The sequence below is a fragment of the Methylobacterium sp. genome, from assembly GCF_019745455.1.
In the GTDB taxonomy this organism is placed as follows: domain Bacteria; phylum Pseudomonadota; class Alphaproteobacteria; order Rhizobiales; family Beijerinckiaceae; genus Methylobacterium.
In genome coordinates this window covers 25,484-47,407 of sequence record NZ_JAIETD010000043.1, presented here as the reverse complement: position 1 = coordinate 47,407, position 21,924 = coordinate 25,484, and the positions used below count along the sequence as shown (strand labels likewise).

Genomic DNA, 21,924 nt, shown 5'->3' with positions numbered 1-21,924 from the left:
TACGTAGGCACGTACGATGACCGCGACGTCAACCGAGGTACCAGAGAGGGTCATCGCTCGATCACCCGTCGCCCCGGCAGCGGCAATCCTTGCGGCACTCAGCGTCTCACACATGCTGAACGATCTCGTTCAGTCAGTCCTCGCTGCGATCTATCCGATCCTCAAAGCTGAGTTCCGGCTCGATTTCGGTCAGATCGGCCTCATCACCCTGGTCTTCCAGGCGACGGCCTCAGTGCTGCAGCCGTTGATCGGGCTCTTCACGGATCGCAGGCCGATGCCCTTCTCGCTGGCCGTCGGCATGGGGTCGTCGTTGGTCGGGCTGGTCCTGCTCTCGGTGGCCTGGAGCTATGGCCTTCTGCTCGTTGCCGCCGGCCTCGTCGGGCTCGGGTCCGCGATCTTCCACCCGGAGGCGTCGCGCGTGGCAAGGCTCGCTTCCGGTGGGCGCTACGGTCTCGCGCAATCCATTTTCCAGGTCGGCGGGAATGCGGGGACGGCGCTGGGACCGCTCCTGGCAGCGCTCCTGGTCGTACCTCACGGGCAAGCGAGCGTCGTCTGGTTCGCGCTCGCCGCACTCACGGGCATTATACTACTGACGACGGTTGGAGCCTGGTACCGCAAGAATCTCTCGGACCATCCGTCGGGTTCTTCGTCCGAAATTCCTTCCAACAGGCCAGTATTCCCGAGGCGCCGGACGGTGGCGACGATCGGCATTCTCCTCGTCCTGATCTTCTCCAAGTATTTCTACATGGCAAGTTTCTCGTCCTACTACACCTTCTACCTGATCCATCGGTTCGGCGTGCCGATCGGCCAGTCGCAGGTCTACCTCTTCGTCTTCCTCGGAGCCGCCGCCGCGGGAACCATCCTCGGCGGGCCTATCGGGGACCGGTTCGGGCGCAAACCCGTGATCTGGGGCTCGATTCTCGGGATCCTGCCTCTCACGCTGGCGCTGCCCCACGCCAACCTGTTCTGGACCGTGGTCCTAACCGTGCCGATCGGCTTTATCCTCGCCTCCGCGATGCCGGCGATCCTGGTCTATGCTCAGGAATTGCTGCCAGGCCGCATCGGCCTTGTCGGCGGCCTCTTCTTCGGCTTCGCCTTCGGCATGGGCGGTCTCGGAGCCGCTGTGCTGGGCGAACTCGCGGATCGCACCAGCATCGAATTCGTCTACGCGCTATGCGCCTACCTGCCGTTCATCGGATTTGCAGCGGCGTTCCTGCCGCGGCTGCATCCGAAGGTCGCCGCGGCTAGAGCCTGACGACCCTTCAGCGCGCCTGAACCTTCAGACTGGGCCGGGACGGCTCACCGTCTGCACCGTCTCGAACCCTTCGAACTGCGGATGGCCGAGGTAGAGCGGCTTCGTCGTCGGCACCCGGCTATGCGCCTTGCGAAACTGCTCTGAGCGCGTCCAGGCTTCGAACGCCGCCTTCGAGGCCCAGATCGTGTGAGACGCGTAGAGGACGTGGTCCTCGTGCTCCGGTCCCTTCAGCAGCTGGAACTCGACGAAGCCTTCCATCTCGCCAAGGTGACTGTCACGTCCGAGCCAGACCTGCTCGAAATCCGTTACCGAATCCTTGACCACCTTGAACCGGTTCATGGCGATGAACATCACGTCGTCTCCCACTGATTTCGGCCGGAACTTAAAGCGGCGAGCCGCGCATCGATACCCGGCGCGACGCCGCGGTTCGCATGCGGCAATTACTGCGTCGATCCCGAATTTCGATAGCGCACAATCAAGCAGTGCATTTTCGGATCACAGCATTGCTCTGATGATCTCCAGGATTTTTCCGATTCCGAATGGCAACACGCTTGCCACGGCGATGTCGTTCGTGGTCAAGCTTGTCAGAACGATACTTCTTAACGATGGATGCCATCGCTTGTGGCATTCTCTCTCGGTTTCTAATACGTTATTCAGTGCTTTGGCGTGGCTCGGATGGCGAAGTATCGCGGCCGCGGTTCTACGCGAAGCCGAACCCTGGTTCGGGGCCCCACATTTTCATTCAGATGGACGCCCGCTCAAAAGGTCCGAGTCGGCGTACAGCGTAGCAGTTGGACCGTATCGAGTGACGATGCCTAAACAGACCACGGACGTCGACCGACTGGTTGGACTGCGCATAACCGCTCTTCGCAAAGCACGTGGTCTGAGCCAGACTGCTCTCGGCACGGCCGTGGGCGTCACTTTTCAGCAGGTGCAGAAGTACGAGAAAGGTCAGAACCGCGTCGGCGCCGGACGCCTGCGCGAGATCGCGAGGTTACTTGAGGTTCCGGTGTCCGCCTTCTTCGAGGAGGATGATAATAGCGGCCAAAGCGACGCATTCGGGTTCCTCGGGACGCAGGGTGCGATCGAGCTTCTGCGAGCATACGCGCTGATCGGCGACGACCAGCTCAGGCGCGACGTGCTCGCCCTCGTGCGGACCGCTGCGAAGATGGGCAAGCAGGCCCCCGTGGCGGAGCCGGGTGCCGCCTGAGCGGCATCATCGCCCGTTCAAGCGGCGATGAGGTGAAAGAAGCTGCCGGTCACGTGGCCACGCCTGTGACCGGCGAGCCCTTGGGCCATCCCTTCCGCATCGGTGACCTCGGCGAGTGCTTCGTCTCGGCTCGGCGGGGGGGTAATTTCGCTGGCGTAGTGAAATTCGTGGCCGACGAGCCGCCCTCCTGCCTGGCCGAGCACGCCGTCGGCGATCAGGGTCGCAACCCGATAGCCAAGATGGAGACGCCGGGCGCGGTATGACGTCGATACGGGAAGGAGCCCGAGCATCGGATGGGTGATGCCGTCGGCATCCTCGATGCTCTTGCCCAGCACCATGTAGCCGCCGCACTCTCCGTGGACTGACTTCGTTTCGGAAAAGCTCCTTAAGCCGTGGCGGAAGGTGTGCGCTTGAGCGAGCGTGCCAGCGTGCAGCTCCGGATACCCGCCCGGCAGCCAGCACACATCGCAATCCGGTGCCGGTGCCTCGTCGGCGAGCGGCGAGAACGCAACGAGTTCGGCGCCGGCCCGTCGCCAGCCGATCTCCAGATGCGGGTACAGGAACGAGAACGCTGAATCGGACGCGATGGCGATCCGCTGGCCGGGCGGCCGCGGCAGGAACGTCTCGCCGTGCGGAATCCCAGTGGAAGAAGCTGCGGCCAGGATGGCATCGAGGTCGAGGCCGGCTTCCGCGAGGTCCGCGAGCCGGTCGAGGCGCAGGTCGAGGTCGCCGGTCTCGCGCGCCTGGACGAGGCCGAGATGGCGCTCCGGTAGAGCCAGGCTCGCATCGCGCATCAGCGCTCCGAGGACCGGAATTCCGATGCGGGCCAGCCCTGTTTCGACGAGGCGCCGGTGGCGCGGACTCGCGACCTTGTTGAGGACGACCCCCGCGATCTTGATCCGAGGATCGTAGCGGGCGCAGCCGAGCGCCACCGCCGCGGCCGATTGTGCCGCACCGGAGACGTCCAGGACGAGGATCACCGGCCAGCCGTACCGGGCGGCGATATCGGCATTGGCGCCGGTCGCGCCCTCGCGTGCGACGATGCCGTCGAACAGGCCCATCGAACCTTCTGCGATCACCACATCCGCATCGGCCATGGCAAGCCCCGCCACCGCGTCGAGGAGGGATCCGGGCATCGCGAAGCTGTCGAGATTGACGCTCGGTTCGCCGGTCGCGGTCTGATGGAAGGCGGGGTCGATGTAATCCGGCCCGCACTTGGCGCCGCGCACGCGCAGGCCGCGACGGCGCAGGGCCCGCATCAGCGCGAGCGTGACCGTGGTCTTGCCCGAACTCGACCGGGGCGCCGCGACGAGGAGGCCGGGGATCACGATACAGCCCCTGTCGGACGGAAGCGGCGGTCGTAATCGGGCGAGTAGAGCGCGCTTTCCCGGAAGCGCTCCGCACCCAGCGCCGGACCGACCAGGATCAGGGCCGTCCGCTCGAGACCGGCGGCGGCCACCTCCGCGGCGATCGTCGCGAGCGTCCCCTGAAGGACGCGCTCGTCCGGCCAGGTCGCGCGGAACACGACGGCCACCGGGCAGTCGGTGCCGTAGAAGGGAGCGAGCTCCGCCACGATCCGGTCGATGACGTGGATGGAGAGGTGGAGCGCCAGGGTCGCACCGGTGGCGGCGAAGGCAGCGAGGCGCTCGCGGTCCGGCATGGCGCTCGCCCGGCCCGAGGTTCGGGTCAGCACGACGGACTGCGCCAGTTCCGGAACCGTCAGTTCGCGCCGCAGGACGGCAGCCGCGGCCGCGAAGGAGGGCACGCCCGGCGTCACCGTGTAGGGGATGCCGAGCCGATCGAGGCGTCGGGTCTGTTCGGCGAGGGCGCTCCAGATCGAGAGGTCGCCCGAATGCAGGCGCGCTACGTCCTGCCCGGCCTCCTGCGCTGCGACGTATTCGGCCGTGATCGCATCGAGATCGAGGGGCGCCGTGTCGACGATCCGGGCGCCCGGCGGGCACCAGCCAAGGATCTCCGGGGCGACCAGCGAGCCGGCATAGAGGCAGACAGGGCAGCGCGCGATGAGATCGCGCCCCCGTAGCGTGATGAGGTCCGCCGCTCCCGGCCCCGCTCCGATGAAGTGAACTGTCATGGCAGCCGGCTTTGCCCGGAAACGCGTGGCATTGCCAGGGCGCAGGTGGCGTAGGAACTGGCGATGCGCCGGAGGACGAGCCGGCCCTCCTCGCCGGAGGCGGCAAGAGCCGCGGCTTCGGCGACCGATCCGACACCCCGGCTCGCCTCGATCCGCGCCGAGCGCGTTTGAACGCGGTCATCGGCGGCCAGCATGTCGGCTTGTCCGATCGCGAGAAGCGGAATGCCCAGGGCTGCCGCCGCATCGATCGCGCCCTGATCTCTGGCGCGATCCTCGGCCGTGGCGAGCGCCGCGAGCCGATCTCGTGAGGCGCCGATGGCGTCGAGGGCCTGGACGACGAGGGCGACGATCTCGTCGACTCCGGTCTCGCGGCGAAACCCGATGCCGGCGACGAGGCCGGTCACGGCGTTCGAGCCGCCTTGGTCCAGGCCCATTGCGTCACCGGCATCGCGCTGCGCCAGCCATGCATTCCGCCGACGGGGTCGGCGCGGGCGACCGAGAGCCGTCGCAGCGTCCCGCCATAGCACGAGAAGGCCGCCAGCAGGGCCGCTTCGCCCTCGAGGGTGACGGCGTTTGCGACGAGGCGCCCCCCTGGCTTCAGGACATCGATCGCGCTGGAGAGGATCGCCGGCTCGGAGACACCGCCGCCGACAAAGATGGCGTCGGGCGCTTCCAATCCGGCGAGGATGTCCGGCGCGCGGCCCTGCACGATCCGGAGGTCCGGCACTCCGAGGTCGGCGGCATTGCGCCCGATCCGCTCCACCCGCTCGCTCTTCGCCTCGACGGTGATCGCGCGGTTGGCGGGGTGGCGCAGGCACCATTCGATCGCAACCGACCCTGCACCCGCGCCGACATCCCACAACAACTGCCCGGCCGACGGCTGCAGCGCCGCCAGGGTGACCGCGCGGATCTCGGACTTGGTGAGCTGCCCGTCATTCTCGAACCAGGCATCGGCGAGCCCGGGGCTCAGCGTCACCACGCGGGCGTCGGGGCCAGCCACGACCGCGATGGCGATGGTGTTCAGGGGGTCGATGTCCGCGAGGGCGAACCCCGCTGCATGGGCGCTGCGGATGCGCTCTCGCTCGCCGCCCATGGCTTCGAGAACGGTAATGACCGACGCCCCGAAGCCGCGCTCGACGAGGAGCGCCGCCACCGCGGCCGGGGTCGTTCCATCCCAGGACAGGACCAGCAGCCGGGAGCCGGGCTGCAGCGACGGGATGATGCGGGGGAGGGCGCGGCCGTGCAGGGTGAGGCAGGCGCATTCCGCCAGCGGCCAGCCGAGCCGGGCGCAGGCGAGGCTGAAGGAGGAGGGTTGGGGAAAGGCGGCGATCTCGGCCGGGGCGACGAAGCGGGCGATCTCGGCCCCGATGCCGTAATGGAACGGGTCACCCGTCGCCAGGATGCAGGTCGGCCGGCCGCGCCGCGCCAGGATCCCGGGATAGGCCTCGGTGATCGGCCGCGGCCACGCCTTCGCCTGGGCCTTCAGGGGGGATGCCAGGGCAAAGTGGCGTTCGCCGCCATAGACCACCTCTGCGTTGTCGAGGGCAGCGCTGGCGGCGGCGGTGAGGCCTGCGCGGCCGTCCTCGCCGATTCCGACGATGGCGAGCCAGCGGCCTGGGCTCGACTGCACCTCTCCCGTCATGGAACAAGACCGCCATGATTACGGGCGGCCTGCGCATCCTCATCCTCGGCGGCACCAGCGAGGCCAGCGCTCTGGTGGCCGGTCTGACGAATTGCTCGCATGACGTGACGCTCTCGCTTGCCGGCCGCACCGCCGTGCCGAAGGCCGAGCCCGTCCGCACCCGGATCGGCGGTTTTGGCGGCGTCGAGGGGCTGGCCGCCTGGCTGCGCGAGAATCGGACTGATCTCCTGATCGACGCCACGCATCCCTTCGCCGCGCGCATCTGCGTGAACGCGGCGGACGCGGCACAGGCGGTCGGCATCCCGATCCTGGCGATCCGGCGGCCGCCGTGGCCGCGTCAGCCCGGCGACCGATGGACCGAGGTCGACAGCGTCGCCGCCTGTGTCTCCGCCCTGGGAGAAGCGCCGCGCCGGGTCTTCGTCACCATCGGCCGTCTCGAACTCGCGGCTTTCACGGCGGCGCCCCAGCACGATTTCGTCGTGCGCACGATCGAGCCGGTAGGCGACGTAATGCCGGTTCCGCGCCTCACTACGATCGCGGCCCGCGGGCCGTTTCAGCAAGCCGACGAGGTGCGCTTCATTCGCGAGGCCGGAATCGAGGTTCTCGTCACCAAGAACTCGGGGGGCGAAGCCACCTACGGCAAGATCGCCGCGGCGCGGGCTTTGGAGCTGCCGGTGGTGATCGTACGCCAGCCGAGGAAGCCGGACGTGGCGCAGGTTCAGGATGCGGCGGAGGCGCTGGATTGGCTTCGCACCGCTATCGTCCCAGACAGATCCTGACCGGCTGCATAACCAAGAGAACGACCAATCCTCTCCCTCATCCTGGGGTGCTCGCGCATCGAGCCTCGAAGGAGGCCTCCAGCGACCACTGCGCGTTCTGGAGCCCTCCTTCGAGGCCTCCACTACGCTCCGGCACCTCAGGATGAGGACACTTTCTGGGAGAGCCGCAGGCTGGATCGAGGCGGTCATCGCGCCGGCACGCTGCGAGGCGTGTAGACGAAAGGCTGTTCGCCCTCGCCGCGGGTAACCAGCCGTGTCGCGGAGGCACCGATGATCACCATGGTCGCCATGTCGGCCGGCGCCTCGCGGGCCTCCGCCAAATTCAGGACCCGGATCGCCTCGTCCGGCCGCGAGACCGCGCGGGCGAAGATGACGGGCGTGGCGGCTGCGCGGATCTCCACCGCGAGCCCGAGGGCGGCGCCGAGCTGCCAGGGCCGGGCCGAGGAGATCGGATTGTAGAGCGCCACCACGAAATCGGCCCGCAGCACCGCCTCGAGCCGCGCCGTGATCACCGGCCAGGGCTTGAGGTTGTCCGAGAGCGAGAGCGCGCAGAAATCCCCGCCGAGCGGCGCCCCGAGACGGGCGGCGGCGGCGAGCATGGCGGTGATGCCGGGCTCGACCCGGATGTCGAGGCGCCGCCAGGCCGGGTCGCCGGCCTCCACAGCCTCGAACAAAGCCGCCGCCATGGCGAAGACGCCGGGATCGCCGCCGGACACGACCGCGACCCGACGCCCGGAGGCGGCGAGTTCGAGAGCCTGGCGTGCCCGGTCGACCTCGACCCGATTGTCGGAAGCGTGTCGCACGAGGCCCGGCCGCTCGGGCACGCGGGCGACGTAGGGGATGTAGCCGATGAGGTCCTCGGCCTCGCCAAGGGCTTCGGCGGCGGCGGCGGTGAGGAGGCGCGGGTCGCCCGGCCCGAGGCCGACGACCGTCACGGAGCCTGTCACGGCCGGCGGCCCTCGCCGGGCACCAGCACCATCGAGAAATAGGGCGCGACGTCGTCGGGCTTCTCGGCGAGGGCGACGATGGACTCGCCCGCCATCGTGCCGCGCTCGACATAGACCGCGCGTTCCAGGAGCCCGGCCTCCGCCAGGGCCTTGCGGACCTTCGGCAGGTGCCGGCCGAGCTTCATGATCACGGCGGCGTCGGTGAGGCGCAGCTTCTCGGCGAGCGCGGCGTACGGGAGGGTGGCCGGCAGGACGGTGAGCACGTCGTCGCCCCAGGTGATCGGGGTGCCCGCCCTGGTCCAACAGCCGGACATGCCGGTGACGCCGGGCACGACCTCCACCGGGAAGCGATCCTTTAGCCGCCGCCAGAGATGCATGAACGAGCCGTAGAAGAACGGATCGCCCTCGCTGAGGATCGCCACGTCGCGGCCCATCGCGAGTTGGTCGGCGAGCTGCCCCGCCGCATCGTCGTAGAACCCGGCGAGTGCCGAGACGTACTCCGCGTCGTCCGGCGGCAATTCGGTGGTGTAGGGATAGACCAGCGGGAATTCGCGGGCGGGATCGCGCATCACCGCGTCGGCGATGGTGCGGGCGTTGCCGCGCCGGCCCTTCTTGCAGAAATGGACCAGAACCGGCGCCTCGCTGAGCACCTTCACGGCCCGAACGGTGAGGTATTCCGGGTCGCCCGGCCCCATCCCGACACCGAACAACGTCCCGGTGACGGCGATCCGCGGCACCGAGGGCTCGTCATGGGGGAGGGCGGAGGCAAGCCGCTCGGTCGCGTCCATCACTCGACCTCGTTCGCGAGGGCGTTGACCGCTGCCGCCGTCATGGCGCTGCCGCCGCGCCGTCCGTGGACGACGATGAAGGGCACGCGGCCGTCGCGGGCCAAGGCCTCCTTCGATTCCGCCGCGCCGACGAAGCCGACCGGGATGCCGATGACGGCCGCCGGCGGGGCGATGCCCTCGTCGAGGAGTTCCAGCAGGCGGAACAGGGCAGTGGGCGCGTTGCCGACGGCGACGATGCTGCCGGGCAGGTGCTCGCGCCAGAGTTCCATCGCGGCGGCCGTTCGCGTCGTTGCCATCTCGGCGGCTAGGCCCGGCACGCGCGGGTCGCTTAAGGTACAGATCACCCGGTTATCGGCCGGGAGCCGGGAGCGGGTGACGCCGTCGGCGACCATGCGCACGTCGCACAGGATCGGCGCGCCGCGCTTCAGGGCGGCGGCGCCGGATTCGGCGAAGTCGACAGAGGCTTCGACGTCGGCCGGCAGGTCGGTCATGCCGCAGGCATGGATCATCCGCACCACGACCCGCTCGCCGATGCCGTGGAACCGGGAGAGGTCCGCCTCCTCGCGGATCATCGCGAAGGAGCGGGCATAGATCGCCTGCCCGTCGCGCAGGTAGTCCGACCGCGAGGCGGTGGGCGAGGTCATGGCGTGGTCCTGAAGGCGTGACTGAGCGGTGTCGAGGGGTCGGCCCTCCTTAGACGCTCCAGCGCCGCCTCGAAAGTCAGTTGCGTCGCCGGCAATGCAGACGGAGCACCCTCGACGACGATACCGTAGAGGCCGGCAACCCCAACGAGGGTGAGGTCGGCGGCGGCAGGGTGAGCGCAGCCCTTGGCGCAGCCGGAGACATGCGCGCGTAAGCCACGCTCGGCGAAAGGCCGGAAGACGTCGGCGAGGCGCGCGGCATCGGCGAGCGTCGCCGTCGAACCGGAGGCGCAGGCCGGGGCGCCGGGGCAGGCCGCCACGGCAGTGCGGGGATCGTGAGCGGTAGTGATGAACCCAGCCTTCGCCAGGGCGTCCTGGGCGCGCTCTGCTCCAACGAGATGGCTCGATAGGAGGACGAAGCCGCGGCTCGGCGAGAGATGGATGTCGCTCGCCAGCCCCTCGGCCTCATCGGCGAGCCGATCGAGGCTGTCGGCGCCGCACCGGCCGAAGGGCGAATCGATGGCAAGGGCGGTCCCGCCGTCACCAAGATCGATGACGCCGCAGACGGCCGTCCTTCCACCCGCGCCCTCATCCTGAGGCGCCGCGTCAGCGGCCTCGAAGGAGGCTTCCAGTGCCAAATGCGTTTCCTGGAGGCCTCTTTCGAGGCCTCCGCTGCGCCCCGGCGCCTCAGGATGAGGGCGAAGGGTGGGATGGACCGGAGGAACACGGACGAGGTGATCGCGCGAAGCCCGTATGAGCCCGTTCCTCTCGGTGGCCGGGAGGTCGCGCATTCGGCGCGCACCGCTGACGGCCAGAGAACGAAGGGCGACATCGACCACGGAGACAGCGTCTTCTTGGAACTTACAGGCGAACCAAGCGAGGCCATCCGGACCGGCAAGGGCTACGCGACAGGCTCCGGCGGCCATAGCACCCGCCGCCCTTTCCCGGATCGTGCTCCGCTGACGCTCCGCCCGTCCGGGGATGGGCGCGGTGTTATCGAGGACGATACGGATGTCTGCGTCGTTGGCAGCGAGGCTTGCCGCGAAGGGCGATCCCGCCTCTTCGACCGCCACCAGCGTCTTTGCCGGAAGGCCCGGTATCTCGAGCCCGATCTCCTCGATCGCCCAAGCGAGGGCCATCACGTCGTGGCCGGCCAGCGGAGGCGTCAGCGTCAGCCGCTGAGGGCCGCCATCGTCGCGCCTGTCGCCGAGGCCCGCTTCCGTGAGAAAGGCGGCAAGGGGTGAGCTCGTGGCCTCGGTGACGCCGCGAATCTGCAGGTTCGCTCGCGCCGTCACGTCGATATGGCCGTTACCGAAGCGCCGCGCGGCGTCCGCCACGGCCCTCGCCTGTCCGGCAGTCAGGATGCCGAGCGGAGGATGCACCCGCGCCAGCAAGCCGTCGCCGGTCGGCATCGGCCGGGCGAGGCTCGGACACCAGCCGCGGCGGTGCGGAGTGTCTGGCTGAACGCGGCGCAGGGCGGTCATTCGGCGGCCTCGCGCAGGAGCTCGTCGGCGGCCATGGCGTTGCGGCGTGTCTGCCAGAGTCCGCGCTCGCGAGCATCGTCAAACCGCTCGAGGATGGCGCGGGCCGCCGCCGGGTTGGCCGCGCGAAGCCGATCGAAGGTCTCGGCATCGGCGATGAAGGCGCCGTAGAGCCGGTCGAGATCGGCGTCCGAGACGGCATCGGTCGTCGCGGCGAGGACGAAGACCGCGTCGACCCCCTGCGCCAGTTCCTGCGCGCCGCGATAGCCGTGCCGGAGCTGCGCCGCGATCCAGCGCGGATGGGTGAGCTTGCCGCGGATCAGACGGGAAACGTCCTCGCGGGCCGTGCGGGCGCGGGGCGTCTCGGGCTTGGAGACGTCGAGGCTGTAGAGGGTCGGACTGGCGCCGGACAGAGCCGCAGCGGCGGCGAACCCGCCCATGGCCTCGACCGCGGCATCGCCGTCGAGGAGGTCGCGCTCGGCGACGTCGAAGGCATGGACATAGGCATCGGCCCGCGAGACCCGATCGGCGAACCCATCGTCGGGCAGATCGGAGGCGCCCCCATAGGCGTGGGTGGTAGCGTCGAGATAGGCCCTGCCGAGCTCGTCCCGGTTCTCCCAGGCGCCGTCGAGGGCGAGTTCGCCGGCTCCCGCACCGTAGCGACCCGGCGCGGCGCCGTAGATCCGTGCCGGCGTCTCGCCACGGCGAACGGCAGCGGCGAGAGGATTCTCCTCATCGCTTTCCGACCGCTCGGCGACGGCGCGGGCGGCCCTGTCGAGGAGCGAGAGCGTCTCGGGAAAGGTATCGCGAAAGGCGCCGGAGACTCGCACCGTCACGTCGATGCGCGGGCGATCGAGGAGGGCGAGCGGCAGGATCTCGAAGCCGGTCACACGGGTCGAGGCATGGTCCCAGACCGGGCCCACGCCCATCAGGGCGAGGGCGTGGGCGACGTCCTCGCCGCCGGTGCGAAGGGTCGGCGAGGCCCAAAGATCCATGACGATGCGCGCGGGATACTCGCCCTCGTCCTGCAGGTAGCGCAGCACCACGGCATCGGCGGCTTTTGCCCCGAGCGTCGCTGCGGCGCGGGTCGGGATCGCGCGCGGGTCGAGGGTGGTGAGGTTTCGCCCCGTGGGCATGACGTCGGCGCGGCCGCGTGAGGGCGATCCGGCAGGTCCCGGCGGCACGAAGCGGCCGTCGAGGGCGGCGAGCAGGCCCGCCCGCTCACCGGCTGCGCAGGCCCTCACGGCCTCGGCGGCATCCGGCGCGGCCTCACCGAAGACGTGGAGCCCGTCGCGGGTGGTGACCTCGGCGAGATCGCAGAGATGCGCGTCGAGGGCGGCCAGCGCATCGGCCATCGGCGTGTCGGCATCGATGCCGGCCCCGGTCGTGAGCCCTTCGGCCTGCGCCTCGTCGAGGATCGACCGGCTCAGGATCGCGGCCCGGCGCGGGTCGAGCACGCTCGCTGCCGAGTATTCCTCGACGAGCTCGCGCAGGCGCGCCGCCTCCGGGCTCAGGCCTGCCTGCACCGCCTGCGGCGTCAGGTGGCCGAGGGCGATGCCGCCGAGCCGGCGCTTCAGCGGCGCGGCCTCGCCCGGATCGTCGACGATGAAGGGATAGATCACCGGCAAGGCGCCGATGCAGAGCGCCGGCCAGCAATCCGGCGACAGGGCGACGGCCTTGCCCGGCAGCCATTCGGTGGTGCCGTGGGTGCCGAGATGGATCAGCGCATCGAAACGTCTCCGCAGCCCGAGATGGAAGGCGAGATAGGCATGCGTCGGCGGCTCGTCGGGGTCGTGGTAGCCGGCCTTCCGGTCCGAGCATCGGCCGCGGTCGGGCTGGAGGAAGATGCGTAGTTGACCACACCTGCCGCCCACAACCTCATCCTGAGGTGCCGCGTCAGCGGCCTCGAAGGAGGGCTCCAGAGGCCGCTGCGATCCCTGGAGTCCTCCTTCGAGGCTTCGCGCCTCAGGATGGGGGTCCGGGTTGGAGACTGAGGAAACGGAGCGGAACCGGAAGGCGCCCCTCGTAAAGAACGGGTCATCCTCCGGTCTGCCCCAACGCGCATCGAGGGTCGCGCGCAACGCCTCCGGCAGCCCGGCGAGCCAGGCACGGTAATCGTCCAGCGGCACGATGAAGTCGGGTTCGTCCTCGGTGAGCCCGCGCATCAGCTGTTCGGCGTCCGGCAGGTCTCGAACCGTGTAGCCTTCGGCCTGCAGAACCGAGGCGATCGCGCGTGCGCTCTCCGGCGTGTCGAGTCCGACGGCAAAGCCGGCCCGGCCGCCGCGGGCCGGGTAGTCCGACAACACCAGGGCGATCCGACGTTCGGCCGGCGGAAGGCGTCTCAGCCTGATCCAGGCGGCGGCCCTGTCGGCCAGAGCCGCGATGCCGTCGGCATAGGGCCGCGCTCGGCGCCCGCCGAAGCCCTCGACTTCCGGGGCCTCCTCCTTGAACGAGATCGGGAAGCCCGAGAGGCGACCGTCGAATTCGGGCAGAGCGATCTGCATGGCGAGGTCGGCGGCGCCCATGCCGCGCGAAGAGGCCGCCCAGGCGTCACGGGGCGAGCCGAGGGTGAAGGCCTGGATCACCGGGCAGTCGGCGGCGTCGAGGACGAAGCCGGCATCCTCGCGGGCCGAGAAGGCGGTGGCGGCGATGACGATGTCGGGCTTCTGCCGTGCGATCGCGTCTCGAAGGGCGCCAAGCGCCTCCGGGTCCTTGAGGCTCGACACCGCGACCGCGACGGAGGCGATGCCACGGGCGCCGAGTTCGGAGGCGAGCACCGCCGCCGGCCCGCTATCGCCGCCCAGGATCGCCGAGCGATAGACGAGGAGGAGCGCGAGCGGCGCGTTGTTCCCCTCGCGATCGGCAATGGAGCTGCGCCCCACTTCGCGGGCATGCTCCCACGACACAGGCCCGCAGCCAGGGCAACAGGTAAAGCCGCGCGGCAACGCCTGTGGCGGCTCAGCCGCGATGGGCCAGCCGATCTCGCCGGCGAGCCGCCGCAGCATCCGGCGCAGGTTGCCTGATCCTCCGGCGCGGAAATAGGCGTCCAGGGTCGCCGACATCTCAGGTGAAACGGTGGAAAAAGCGTCGAGCCGCGCATCCGGCCGGTCATCGCCGGGCAGGACAGCCAGGGCGACGCCATGGCTGCGGGCGGCCGCCGAGGCGCGCTCGACTCCGTAGCGCCAATAATCGAGGCCGCCGAGGCATCGGATCACCACGATCCTGGCCTTGGCGATCACCGCCTCGACATAGAGGTCCACCGACATCGGATGGCGGAGCTTCGCCAACTTGGCGAGCCGAAGGGTTGGGAAGTGGGCCTGCTGATAGTCCGCCGCTTCCGCCGAATGCGCCGCCGCCACGCCGACGAGGTCGGAATCGGTGAAGGACAGGAAAACGACATCCCCCGGCGCCTGCCCGAGATCGACCGCGGCTTCGCCCTCGTCGAGGGAGACCGTATCGATGCGGATCAGGTGCATGGCGAGCTATCCCGCCAAAGCCGACGCCACCGCGTCCCGGTCGAAGCCCTTCAGGCCGATCACCACGAGGCGGCCGTCGCGGGTTTCATTGCCGCGCCAGGGTCGGTCGTAATGGTGCACGACGCGGGTGCCGACGCCCTGGACGACGAGGCGCATCGGCTTGCCCGACACTTCGGCGAACCCCTTGATCCGCAGGACTCCCGCCGTCTCGGTGGCGCGGGCGACGCGGGCCGCAAGATCCTCCGCCGTGGCGCTGGGTGGAACCGTGATCGCGACGGTGTCGAAATCGTCGTGGTCGTGATCCTCGCCCTCGCCATGATGCGAAGGACGGTTCTGGAGATCGTCTTCCGCCGCCGCACCGAGGCCGAGCAGCACCGCAGGGTCGATGCGGCCTTGCTCGGTCTCGACCATCTTCACGGCGCGGGGCAGATGCGCCTCGATCTCGGCGCGCACGGCGGCGCGGCCGGCCTCGTCGAGGAGGTCGGCCTTGTTGACGATGACGAGGTCGGCGCAGAGAAGCTGGTCCTCGAACACCTCCTCGAGGGGATTGTCGTGGTCGACGCTCGCATCCTCGGCGCGCTGGGCGGCGAGGGCGGCCGGATCGTCGGCGAAGAACCCTGCGGCCACAGCGGGGCCGTCAACCACCGCGATGACCCCATCCACCGTCACCCGCGAGCGGATCGCAGGCCATTGGAAGGCCTGGACCAGAGGTTTCGGCAAGGCGAGTCCCGAGGTCTCGATCAGGATGTGCTCGGGCGGCTCGGCCCGGTCGAGGAGCTTGTTGAGGGCAGGCACGAAATCGTCGGCGACGGTGCAGCAGATGCAGCCATTGGCGAGCTCGACGATGTCCTCGTCGCCGCAGCCCTCAATGCCGCAGGCGGCCAGAAAAGAGCCGTCGAAGCCTATATCGCCGAACTCGTTGACGACGATCGCGAGGCGGCGCCCGCCGGCATTCTCGACGAGGTGGCGCACGAGGGTCGTTTTGCCGGCCCCGAGGAACCCGGTGACGATGGTGCAGGGAATCTTCGACACGAGGCTCATTCGGCTGCGTCCGCGAGAGGGTGGGCCGCCCTTGGCGGGAACGGTGGGATCCGGGCGACGACGCCCTTGCGGAAGGCCTCGGGCCTCGCCTTCCAGGGTACGATTCCGTCCGGCGTGCCGGCATAGAGACTCAAGCCGTCGAGGATCGTCGCGGCGGATGCCGCAGGGTCGAGGTCGCCGTAGATGTAGGTCCAGCGGCCCTCCGACGCGACGGCGACGGTGCAGGGGCGCTTGCAGACCGACAGGCACTCGACGCCCTCGATCCGGACATCGTCGCTGGCATTCACAGCCTGCAGCGCCGTGAGCAGGCGCGCGCCGGCGCGCGCCTCCGATGCGTCGTCCCCCATGCGGCAGGTGGTGCAGACGTAGAGGACGACCTCAGGCACGGGCAGCAGCCGGGCGCGGGCGGGCGACGATGGCCCAGGCCCATGCGAAGGCGAGGCCGATCACGCTCCAGAACACGAAGCTGATCCCGAGCGAGCGCGCCGCGAACTGCGCAGCGTAGCCGGCCGGCAGCGCGGAGGCGGTGTGGTCGGTCTCCGGCGCCCCGGCGAGATGAGGCGTGACCATGAGGACGAGGCCGCCGAGGATGGCGATCGTCGTGCGACGGATCGCGACGAGGTAGAGGCCGATCGCCGTTGCAAGGGCCGTCATCACCCACCAATACTGACGGGTTTCGAGAGGGGCCGCCGGCATGCCGGGCAGTTCCGGCGGAAGGCCGAGCGCCGGGGCGAGGGAGACCGCGAGGAAGCCGGCGATCGCGAAGCCGAGGCTCGTCTCCGGCGTCGGTTCGCGGCCGCAGGCGAGGAGGACTGCGCCCAGCAGGAGCGCGTATCCGACGCCGCCGACGAGGGTCGCGAGAGCCGTGAAGGCCATGCGCTGAAAGCCGGGCGCCGGCGCCCAATCGGTCGCCTTGGCGACTTCGTCGTGCGAATGAGCCCCGCCATGCACGCGAACGATCAGCGACGGAAGTTCGGCAAACGACGCCGCAGGCGCCGCGGCCTGCGTCTCGTAGCGCTCGGCCGCGATTATCAGCGGCGAGGTCAGCGTCAGCTGGAGACCGGTGGCGACGATAGCCGCGATGAAGCCGGCGACGAGAGCCGCCGACACGAGCCGGATGATCATGGGATGGATCCTGCCTTCAGGTCCTGGACGGACGGATCAGTGGCAGGGGAAGTTCTGCGCGTGGCGGAAATCGTGAGCCGCATTGTGGAGCGCCATCGAGGGCGCGAAGCCGGCCATGAAGACGAGGCCGAGGCCGAGCATGGCGGCGACCAGGACGGCGCCGAGGCGCTCGTTGGTGCGGGTGCCGGCAAGGGTGAGAGTGCTGGTCGTCATCGGCTTCAAGTCTCCAACCGCCCCGCCGGCGGCGTCGAGGATATGCGGGAGGACGGCAGGTCTCCTGGCTCGCGGGTCGCTGTCCCTGCCGCCTTCCCGGATCGCTCCAGTGGCCGATGGCAGGCACTCGCCGCTCACAGTTGCGGGGGCAGCCGCGGAATCCAAGGTCTCCCTCGTCACCGCATTCCCTTTTCACCCCGTCGCCGGGGCACCGTCCGACAACGCTTCTACGCTCTCGCGCCGTGGCTTACAACGCGCTCCGCGTCAGCTTTCTCGCCTTCGTTGACCGGGGCCCCGTGTTTCGCGCTAAAGGACGCCGATGCGGCAGGCTTCTCCTCAGGTTACACTGGTGCTCGGCGGCGCACGCTCCGGCAAGAGCGTCCATGCCGAGGCCCTGATCGAGGCCATGCCGCCACCCTGGCTCTACATCGCCACCGCCCAGGCCTTCGACGACGAGATGCGGGCGCGGATCGCGCTCCATCGCGAACGGCGCTCGACGGAGTGGGTGACGCGCGACGCGCCGATCGATCTCGCCGAGGCTGTCGCGGCCGCGCGGGGCCCGGTGCTGGTCGATTGCCTGACCCTGTGGATGACCAACCTGATCCTGTCCGAGGCCGACATCCCGAACGCCGTCGATGGCCTCCTCGACGCCTGCGCCTCCGTGGCGGGCCCCATCGTGCTCGTCGGCAACGAGGTCGGGCTCGGGATCGTGCCCGACAACGCGCTCGCCCGGCGTTTTCGCGACGAGGCCGGCCGGCTGCATCAGCGCCTGGCGGCGCAGGCCGACCGCGTGATCTTCATGGTCGCCGGGCTGCCGATACTCGTCAAACCTCAACCCGGACTGTCCTCATGAGCATCGACGACGCGACCCGCCACCGCGAGAAGATGGAGAAGCGCAAGGCCGTCCAGGACGCCGAAGTGGCGGAGAAGACGATCGAGAAGGGTCTCCTCATCGTCAATACCGGCCCCGGCAAGGGCAAGACCACTGCTGGGCTCGGCCTCGTACTCAGGGCACTCGGTCATGGCTGGCGGGTCGGCGTGGTGCAGTTCATCAAGGGCGCCTGGGACACAGGCGAGAAGCACGCGCTCAAGGCGTTCGGCGACCGGGTGGCGTGGCATACGCTCGGCGAAGGCTTCACCTGGGAGACGCAGGACAAGGCCCGCGACATCGCCGCCGCCGAGCAGGCCTGGGCCAAGGCCATCGAGCTCATGGACGACCCGACGATCGGCCTCGTCCTCCTCGACGAGCTCAACATCGCGCTGCGCTACGATTACCTGCCGATCGGCGATGTAGTCGCGGCCTTTCAGGCGCGCCGGCCTGGGCTCCACGTGATCGTCACCGGCCGCAACGCCAAGCCGGCGCTGATCGAGGCCGCGGACCTCGTCACCGAGATGGGCAGCGTCAAGCACCATTTCGCGGCGGGGGTTAAGGCGCAGGTGGGAATCGAGTTTTGAGGCGCACGACCTGCGTCGCCCTCCCACGGACATCTCGGGCGGTCAGGCGACTTCCGGATACCACCGCCGAGCATAGGCAGGAGAAAGGTCGAGACCTTCGGGCTTCTCGATTTCGTCAGGTTCCGATTCTGATCCATCGAGACGCCAAGCGAGATAGCTGAGAACCGCACTGATCGCCGCACGCGTGAAGGGCTTCTCGAACACCCCGATCGCCCCACCGAAATCGTCGTAGATGCGCCGACGATTAGCCGTGAGGAAAAGAACCTTCGCATTGGAGACCGATGCAATTTCATCCGCGACGTCCTTGCCGGTCGGACCGTCTGCAAGGCTAAGATCGACGAGGGCGATATCAGGCTGCTGGCTCCGAGCCAGGGCGCTCGCAGTCGGCCTGTTCGCTGCGGTGCCGACATGAATATGGCCGCAGGAAACGATAATATACTCGAGCTGTTTCGCGATCAGAAATTGATCTTCGACGATGAGTATCTGGAGCGCCTCGCTGTTCATAGCTGACGTCCTACAAAGTCAAAGGCAGGCTGATCTTTACGAGAGTTCCTGGAGAGCCGGGAAGCCATTCGATCTTTGCCTTCAACTGGACGATCAGGGTCTCGATGAGGGTCCGCCCGAAGCTGCTCCGCTGGGGAAGCTCCTTGGGCATGCCCATCCCGTTGTCGCGAATGCTGATCTCGCAGAGGTTGCCGGCAGGCCTGACGGCGACGTTGAGATTGCCCTGCTGACCTATGGGGAAAGCGTGCTTCAGGGCATTGGTGATCGCCTCGTTGATCACGAGCGCGACGCAGGCGGCGGCGTTGGGCCTGATCATCACCGCCTCTGTTTCCATCACGAGGTCGATGTCTCTTCGACCTGTCGCCGCCACGAGATTGGCCGCGATCTCACAAGTGAACTCGGCAATGTCGAACTCGCCGATGTCGTCGGCCTGATAAAGACGTTTGTGGACAAGGCCCATCGCATCGACTCGATCGAGCATCTCCTGAAGCGTTTCTTTGACGCGATCATCCGGAATGCTCATCGATTGCATCATGAGCATCGCGCTGATCATCTGCAGGTTGTTTTTAACGCGGTGATCGACCTCGTGCATCAGGAGGCGGGTGCGTCGAAGGGCTTCTTCCAGTTCGCGCGTCCGGACCGCCACCTGCCGCTCGAGATCCTGCTGAAGGTCAACAGCATGAAGCTCATGCTGCTTGCGCTCGGTCGCGTCGAGTTGTGACGCGAAGAAATACTGAACACCTCCATCGACGTCTCTGACCGGACTCAGGTAGAGGGCATTCCAAAATGTCGTTCCATCCCGTCGGTAGTTCAGGATATCGATCGCGATGTCCCTGCGGGCCGCAATCGCGTTCCTGATCTCCGAGACAGCCCTGGGATCGGTGTCCGGCCCTTGGAGGAAGCGACAGTTCCGGCCCGTCACCTCGTCCCGCGAATAACCGGTCATGCGGAGGAAGGCGTCGTTGGCGAATATGATCGGATTGTCGGGCTGAAGGATGTCGGTGATGACCATTGGCATGGGCGATGACCGAATCGCGGCCGAAAGGGGGTCTCCCTGGCCCCGCGGCAGACGAAGGCCCTCAGTCAACGTCCACGCATCCGCACTCTCCATTGTTGAACCTCCCGACTGACGAAACGGCAATGTACAATCCTCAAGGGTCCATCTCCGGATCGCACCATAGAGTTATCCAGCTTTGATTCAATACAACCGATGAAGAACCTGAAATGAATTTAAAATTAATCAGTATGACGACGATCGAATGATGGTTCCGGTCAGTTCAGCCCATGCGGGGACACCAACAGGATTCCGTTCGCCGACAATGCCATCCGCCATCATGATCCAAGGCACCGGCTCGGATGTCGGCAAGTCGCTGATCGTCGCCGGTTTGTGCCGGGCCTTCGCCAATCGCGGGCTGATCGTGCGGCCGTTCAAGCCGCAGAACATGTCGAACAATGCGGCCGTCACCGCCGATGGCGGCGAGATCGGCCGGGCGCAGGCGCTTCAGGCGCGGGCGGCCCGGGTGGCGCCGTCCGTCCACATGAATCCGGTGCTGCTCAAGCCGCAGAGCGAGACCGGTAGCCAGGTGGTCGTGCAGGGCCGAATGGTCGGCACCGCAGGGGCACGCGACTACCAGGCCTGGAAGCCGCGGCTCCTGGCCTCCGTGATCGAGAGCTTCGAGCACCTGCGAGCCCAGGCCGACATCGTCGTGGTGGAAGGTGCGGGCTCGGCCTCCGAGGTGAACCTGCGCCGGGGCGATATCGCCAATATGGGCTTTGCCCGCGCGACGGGGACGCCGGTCATCCTGCTCGGCGATATCGACCGCGGCGGCGTCATCGCCAGCCTCGTTGGGACCAAGGCCGTGATCGAGCCCGAGGATGCCGCGATGATCCGCGGCTTCATCGTCAACCGCTTCCGCGGCGATCCGAGCCTGTTCGCGGACGGCATGGCGGTGATCGCCGAGAGGACCGGCTGGCAGAGCTTCGGCCTCGTCCCGCATTTCCCCGACGCCGCCCGCCTGCCGGCGGAGGATATCCTCGGCCTCGCCGGCTCGCCCATGGGAGCGGGCAAGCGCGTGGTGGCGGTGCCGGTGCTGCCGCACCTGTCGAATTTCGACGATCTCGATCCGCTGCGGGCGGAGCCCGGCGTCGCGATCGTACTGGTGCGGCCGGGCGAGGCGATCCCAGGCACCGCCGATCTCGTGCTGTTGCCGGGATCGAAGACCACCATCGACGACCTTGATGTCCTGCGCGCGGAGGGCTGGGACGTCGACATCTCGGCCCATCTAAGGCGTGGCGGCCGGGTGCTGGGGCTCTGCGGCGGGTTTCAGATGCTCGGCCGCCGGATCTCAGATCCATACGGAATCGAAGGGGCGCCGCGCTCGGTGCCCGGCCTCGGGCTCCTCGACGTCGACACCGTGATGACGCCGCTCAAGCGCCTGGAGGCGGTGACGGGAACGAGCCTGCCCGACGGCGTGCCATTCGCAGGCTACGAGATGCATGTCGGCGAGACCACCGGACCGGATGCGGCGCGGCCGACCCTGCGCTTCGCCGACGGGCGCATGGACGGGGCGATGTCCGCCGACGGCCTGATCAGCGGCACCTACGTCCACGGCCTGTTTGCCGACGACCGTCAGCGCGCGGCCTGGCTCGCCCGCCTCGGGACCGTCTCAAGCGGCGAGGGCTACGAGGCCGGGATCGACGCGGTCCTCGACGCGCTCGCCGGCCACATCGAGGCCCATGTCGCCTGCGACCAGTTGCTGGCCATCGCCGCCTCCTGACCACGAAGGGACGTTTCCGTATGCGCCTGAGATCCTTCCTGCCGCCCGTCCTCGCGATCCTGATGACCAGCCCGGCTCTCGCCATCGATTACCGTTGGACCAGCGGTACCGGTCAGGGAACGGTCGAGGCGAGCATCCGCAACCGGACGGGGAGCACCTTCAGGGTGTTCTGCGGCTCGGGGACCGACGACCGGCAGATGGGTATCCTCCTCGAAGGTCTGGCAACGACGGCGCCGAAGGGCCGGCCGCTCGACGTGCAAGTTGTCGTCGACGGGAAGAACTTCCCCTTCGCGGTCACGGATGGCTACGGTGTCGTGTCCGCCCGAAGCAGCCGCTTCGATCTGGAGGCGATGGCCAAAGCGATGCTGGCGAGCAAGGCGACGAGCTTCACGATCGAGTATCCGAGCCTCGACAAGTCCGAGACCTTCCCCCTCGGCGATGTCGCTGATGCGCTTTCGGACCGAGGCGGCACGATCGTGACGCCCTGCCTCTGAGGTC

23 protein-coding genes and 1 riboswitch are annotated in these 21,924 nt (G+C 68.5%); of the genes, 7 read left to right on the top strand and 16 right to left on the bottom strand.

Translation table 11 applies throughout. From position 1 onward, the window contains the following. The first annotated feature begins 16 nt into the window (after positions 1-16). Entirely contained in the window at positions 17-1,255 is a 1,239-nt protein-coding gene (locus tag K2Y56_RS10825) for an MFS transporter (RefSeq protein ID WP_292507387.1), read from the top strand. 24 nt (positions 1,256-1,279) lie between these two features. On the opposite strand, the gene K2Y56_RS10820 is transcribed toward K2Y56_RS10825, so the two are convergent. After that, positions 1,280-1,606: an antibiotic biosynthesis monooxygenase gene (locus K2Y56_RS10820; RefSeq protein ID WP_292507386.1), complete on the bottom strand. Its 327-nt coding sequence runs from the start codon at positions 1,604-1,606 to the stop codon at positions 1,280-1,282. A 460-nt stretch (positions 1,607-2,066) separates the two neighbouring features. Between K2Y56_RS10820 and K2Y56_RS10815 the strand changes: the two genes are divergently transcribed. Beyond that, entirely contained in the window at positions 2,067-2,465 is a 399-nt protein-coding gene (locus tag K2Y56_RS10815; RefSeq protein ID WP_292507396.1) for a helix-turn-helix transcriptional regulator, read from the top strand. A 17-nt stretch (positions 2,466-2,482) separates the two neighbouring features. Here the strand turns inward: K2Y56_RS10815 and K2Y56_RS10810 are convergent, their stop codons facing one another. Genes K2Y56_RS10810 through cbiE form a run of 4 tightly spaced genes read right to left on the bottom strand, consistent with a single transcriptional unit; the run spans position 2,483 to position 6,199 of the window. Continuing rightward, positions 2,483-3,796, bottom strand: coding sequence for a cobyrinate a,c-diamide synthase (locus tag K2Y56_RS10810; RefSeq protein WP_292507395.1), 1,314 nt, complete (start codon positions 3,794-3,796; stop codon positions 2,483-2,485). After that, positions 3,790-4,557, bottom strand: coding sequence for a precorrin-4 C(11)-methyltransferase (gene cobM, locus K2Y56_RS10805; protein WP_292507385.1), 768 nt, complete (start codon positions 4,555-4,557; stop codon positions 3,790-3,792). Before cobM ends, K2Y56_RS10810 begins: the two co-directional genes overlap by 7 nt. Then, the gene (locus K2Y56_RS10800; protein WP_292507384.1) at positions 4,554-4,991 is read right to left on the bottom strand and encodes a cobalamin biosynthesis protein; all 438 of its coding nucleotides are present in this window, start codon (positions 4,989-4,991) and stop codon (positions 4,554-4,556) included. Before K2Y56_RS10800 ends, cobM begins: the two co-directional genes overlap by 4 nt. After that, positions 4,958-6,199, bottom strand: coding sequence for a precorrin-6y C5,15-methyltransferase (decarboxylating) subunit CbiE (cbiE, locus tag K2Y56_RS10795; RefSeq protein ID WP_292507383.1), 1,242 nt, complete (start codon positions 6,197-6,199; stop codon positions 4,958-4,960). Before cbiE ends, K2Y56_RS10800 begins: the two co-directional genes overlap by 34 nt. A 14-nt stretch (positions 6,200-6,213) precedes the next feature. On the opposite strand from cbiE, the gene K2Y56_RS10790 reads away from it, so the two are divergent. Then, on the top strand, positions 6,214-6,978 hold the full coding sequence (locus K2Y56_RS10790; RefSeq protein ID WP_292507382.1) for a cobalt-precorrin-6A reductase: 765 nt from the start codon (positions 6,214-6,216) through the stop codon (positions 6,976-6,978). 185 nt (positions 6,979-7,163) lie between these two features. Here the strand turns inward: K2Y56_RS10790 and cobJ are convergent, their stop codons facing one another. Genes cobJ through K2Y56_RS10745 form a run of 9 tightly spaced genes read right to left on the bottom strand, consistent with a single transcriptional unit; the run spans position 7,164 to position 16,690 of the window. Next, the gene (gene cobJ / locus K2Y56_RS10785) at positions 7,164-7,925 is read right to left on the bottom strand and encodes a precorrin-3B C(17)-methyltransferase (RefSeq protein ID WP_292507381.1); all 762 of its coding nucleotides are present in this window, start codon (positions 7,923-7,925) and stop codon (positions 7,164-7,166) included. After that, positions 7,922-8,713 carry a precorrin-2 C(20)-methyltransferase gene (locus K2Y56_RS10780; protein WP_292507380.1) on the bottom strand — a complete coding sequence of 264 codons (792 nt, stop codon included), beginning with the start codon at positions 8,711-8,713 and terminating at the stop codon, positions 7,922-7,924. The genes cobJ and K2Y56_RS10780 overlap by 4 nt, the downstream gene beginning before the upstream one ends. Further along, entirely contained in the window at positions 8,713-9,357 is a 645-nt protein-coding gene (locus K2Y56_RS10775; protein WP_292507379.1) for a precorrin-8X methylmutase, read from the bottom strand. The genes K2Y56_RS10780 and K2Y56_RS10775 overlap by 1 nt, the downstream gene beginning before the upstream one ends. Then, positions 9,354-10,838, bottom strand: coding sequence for a hypothetical protein (locus tag K2Y56_RS10770; protein WP_292507378.1), 1,485 nt, complete (start codon positions 10,836-10,838; stop codon positions 9,354-9,356). Before K2Y56_RS10770 ends, K2Y56_RS10775 begins: the two co-directional genes overlap by 4 nt. Then, entirely contained in the window at positions 10,835-14,311 is a 3,477-nt protein-coding gene (gene cobN / locus K2Y56_RS10765) for a cobaltochelatase subunit CobN (protein WP_292507377.1), read from the bottom strand. Before cobN ends, K2Y56_RS10770 begins: the two co-directional genes overlap by 4 nt. Before the next feature lie 6 nt (positions 14,312-14,317). After that, positions 14,318-15,352, bottom strand: a complete 1,035-nt coding sequence (cobW, locus tag K2Y56_RS10760; RefSeq protein WP_292507376.1) for a cobalamin biosynthesis protein CobW — start codon at positions 15,350-15,352, stop codon at positions 14,318-14,320. Further along, entirely contained in the window at positions 15,349-15,738 is a 390-nt protein-coding gene (locus K2Y56_RS10755) for a DUF1636 domain-containing protein (protein ID WP_292507375.1), read from the bottom strand. Before K2Y56_RS10755 ends, cobW begins: the two co-directional genes overlap by 4 nt. Continuing rightward, positions 15,731-16,477 carry a CbtA family protein gene (locus tag K2Y56_RS10750; RefSeq protein ID WP_292507374.1) on the bottom strand — a complete coding sequence of 249 codons (747 nt, stop codon included), beginning with the start codon at positions 16,475-16,477 and terminating at the stop codon, positions 15,731-15,733. Before K2Y56_RS10750 ends, K2Y56_RS10755 begins: the two co-directional genes overlap by 8 nt. A 36-nt stretch (positions 16,478-16,513) precedes the next feature. Further along, entirely contained in the window at positions 16,514-16,690 is a 177-nt protein-coding gene (locus K2Y56_RS10745) for a CbtB domain-containing protein (protein WP_292507373.1), read from the bottom strand. A 36-nt stretch (positions 16,691-16,726) separates the two neighbouring features. After that, a riboswitch (cobalamin riboswitch) is annotated at positions 16,727-16,921 on the bottom strand. An 88-nt stretch (positions 16,922-17,009) separates the two neighbouring features. On the opposite strand from K2Y56_RS10745, the gene cobU reads away from it, so the two are divergent. Further along, positions 17,010-17,543 (top strand): bifunctional adenosylcobinamide kinase/adenosylcobinamide-phosphate guanylyltransferase, encoded by a 534-nt coding sequence (gene cobU / locus K2Y56_RS10740; RefSeq protein ID WP_292507372.1) that lies wholly within the window; start codon positions 17,010-17,012, stop codon positions 17,541-17,543. Then, positions 17,540-18,145, top strand: a complete 606-nt coding sequence (gene cobO / locus K2Y56_RS10735; protein WP_292507371.1) for a cob(I)yrinic acid a,c-diamide adenosyltransferase — start codon at positions 17,540-17,542, stop codon at positions 18,143-18,145. The genes cobU and cobO overlap by 4 nt, the downstream gene beginning before the upstream one ends. Positions 18,146-18,187: 42 nt before the next feature. Here cobO and K2Y56_RS10730 read toward each other — a convergent pair whose 3' ends face one another. Together K2Y56_RS10730 and K2Y56_RS10725 are read right to left on the bottom strand one after the other, a co-directional pair. Next, positions 18,188-18,649: a response regulator gene (locus K2Y56_RS10730; RefSeq protein WP_292507370.1), complete on the bottom strand. Its 462-nt coding sequence runs from the start codon at positions 18,647-18,649 to the stop codon at positions 18,188-18,190. Between the two features lie 10 nt (positions 18,650-18,659). Next, entirely contained in the window at positions 18,660-19,790 is a 1,131-nt protein-coding gene (locus K2Y56_RS10725) for a PAS domain-containing protein (RefSeq protein WP_292507369.1), read from the bottom strand. A 178-nt stretch (positions 19,791-19,968) separates the two neighbouring features. On the opposite strand from K2Y56_RS10725, the gene K2Y56_RS10720 reads away from it, so the two are divergent. Beyond that, entirely contained in the window at positions 19,969-21,426 is a 1,458-nt protein-coding gene (locus K2Y56_RS10720) for a cobyric acid synthase (protein WP_292507368.1), read from the top strand. A 20-nt stretch (positions 21,427-21,446) separates the two neighbouring features. After that, positions 21,447-21,920 (top strand): hypothetical protein, encoded by a 474-nt coding sequence (locus K2Y56_RS10715; RefSeq protein ID WP_292507367.1) that lies wholly within the window; start codon positions 21,447-21,449, stop codon positions 21,918-21,920. Positions 21,921-21,924 lie beyond the last annotated feature (4 nt).

Excerpts from the sequence above, each read along its gene's own strand:
- K2Y56_RS10825 (WP_292507387.1), top strand. The coding sequence starts at position 17 with ATGACCGCGACGTCAACCGAGGTACCAGAGAGGGTCATCGCTCGATCA.
- K2Y56_RS10820 (WP_292507386.1), bottom strand. The coding sequence starts at position 1,606 with ATGTTCATCGCCATGAACCGGTTCAAGGTGGTCAAGGATTCGGTAACG.
- K2Y56_RS10815 (WP_292507396.1), top strand. The coding sequence starts at position 2,067 with ATGCCTAAACAGACCACGGACGTCGACCGACTGGTTGGACTGCGCATA.
- cobM (WP_292507385.1), bottom strand. The coding sequence starts at position 4,557 with ATGACAGTTCACTTCATCGGAGCGGGGCCGGGAGCGGCGGACCTCATC.
- K2Y56_RS10800 (WP_292507384.1), bottom strand. The coding sequence starts at position 4,991 with ATGGGCCTGGACCAAGGCGGCTCGAACGCCGTGACCGGCCTCGTCGCC.
- cbiE (WP_292507383.1), bottom strand. The coding sequence starts at position 6,199 with ATGACGGGAGAGGTGCAGTCGAGCCCAGGCCGCTGGCTCGCCATCGTC.
- K2Y56_RS10790 (WP_292507382.1), top strand. The coding sequence starts at position 6,214 with ATGATTACGGGCGGCCTGCGCATCCTCATCCTCGGCGGCACCAGCGAG.
- K2Y56_RS10780 (WP_292507380.1), bottom strand. The coding sequence starts at position 8,713 with ATGGACGCGACCGAGCGGCTTGCCTCCGCCCTCCCCCATGACGAGCCC.
- K2Y56_RS10775 (WP_292507379.1), bottom strand. The coding sequence starts at position 9,357 with ATGACCTCGCCCACCGCCTCGCGGTCGGACTACCTGCGCGACGGGCAG.
- K2Y56_RS10770 (WP_292507378.1), bottom strand. The coding sequence starts at position 10,838 with ATGACCGCCCTGCGCCGCGTTCAGCCAGACACTCCGCACCGCCGCGGC.
- cobN (WP_292507377.1), bottom strand. The coding sequence starts at position 14,311 with ATGCACCTGATCCGCATCGATACGGTCTCCCTCGACGAGGGCGAAGCC.
- cobW (WP_292507376.1), bottom strand. The coding sequence starts at position 15,352 with ATGAGCCTCGTGTCGAAGATTCCCTGCACCATCGTCACCGGGTTCCTC.
- K2Y56_RS10750 (WP_292507374.1), bottom strand. The coding sequence starts at position 16,477 with ATGATCATCCGGCTCGTGTCGGCGGCTCTCGTCGCCGGCTTCATCGCG.
- K2Y56_RS10745 (WP_292507373.1), bottom strand. The coding sequence starts at position 16,690 with ATGACGACCAGCACTCTCACCCTTGCCGGCACCCGCACCAACGAGCGC.
- cobU (WP_292507372.1), top strand. The coding sequence starts at position 17,010 with ATGCGGCAGGCTTCTCCTCAGGTTACACTGGTGCTCGGCGGCGCACGC.
- cobO (WP_292507371.1), top strand. The coding sequence starts at position 17,540 with ATGAGCATCGACGACGCGACCCGCCACCGCGAGAAGATGGAGAAGCGC.
- K2Y56_RS10730 (WP_292507370.1), bottom strand. The coding sequence starts at position 18,649 with ATGAACAGCGAGGCGCTCCAGATACTCATCGTCGAAGATCAATTTCTG.
- K2Y56_RS10720 (WP_292507368.1), top strand. The coding sequence starts at position 19,969 with ATGCCATCCGCCATCATGATCCAAGGCACCGGCTCGGATGTCGGCAAG.
- K2Y56_RS10715 (WP_292507367.1), top strand. The coding sequence starts at position 21,447 with ATGCGCCTGAGATCCTTCCTGCCGCCCGTCCTCGCGATCCTGATGACC.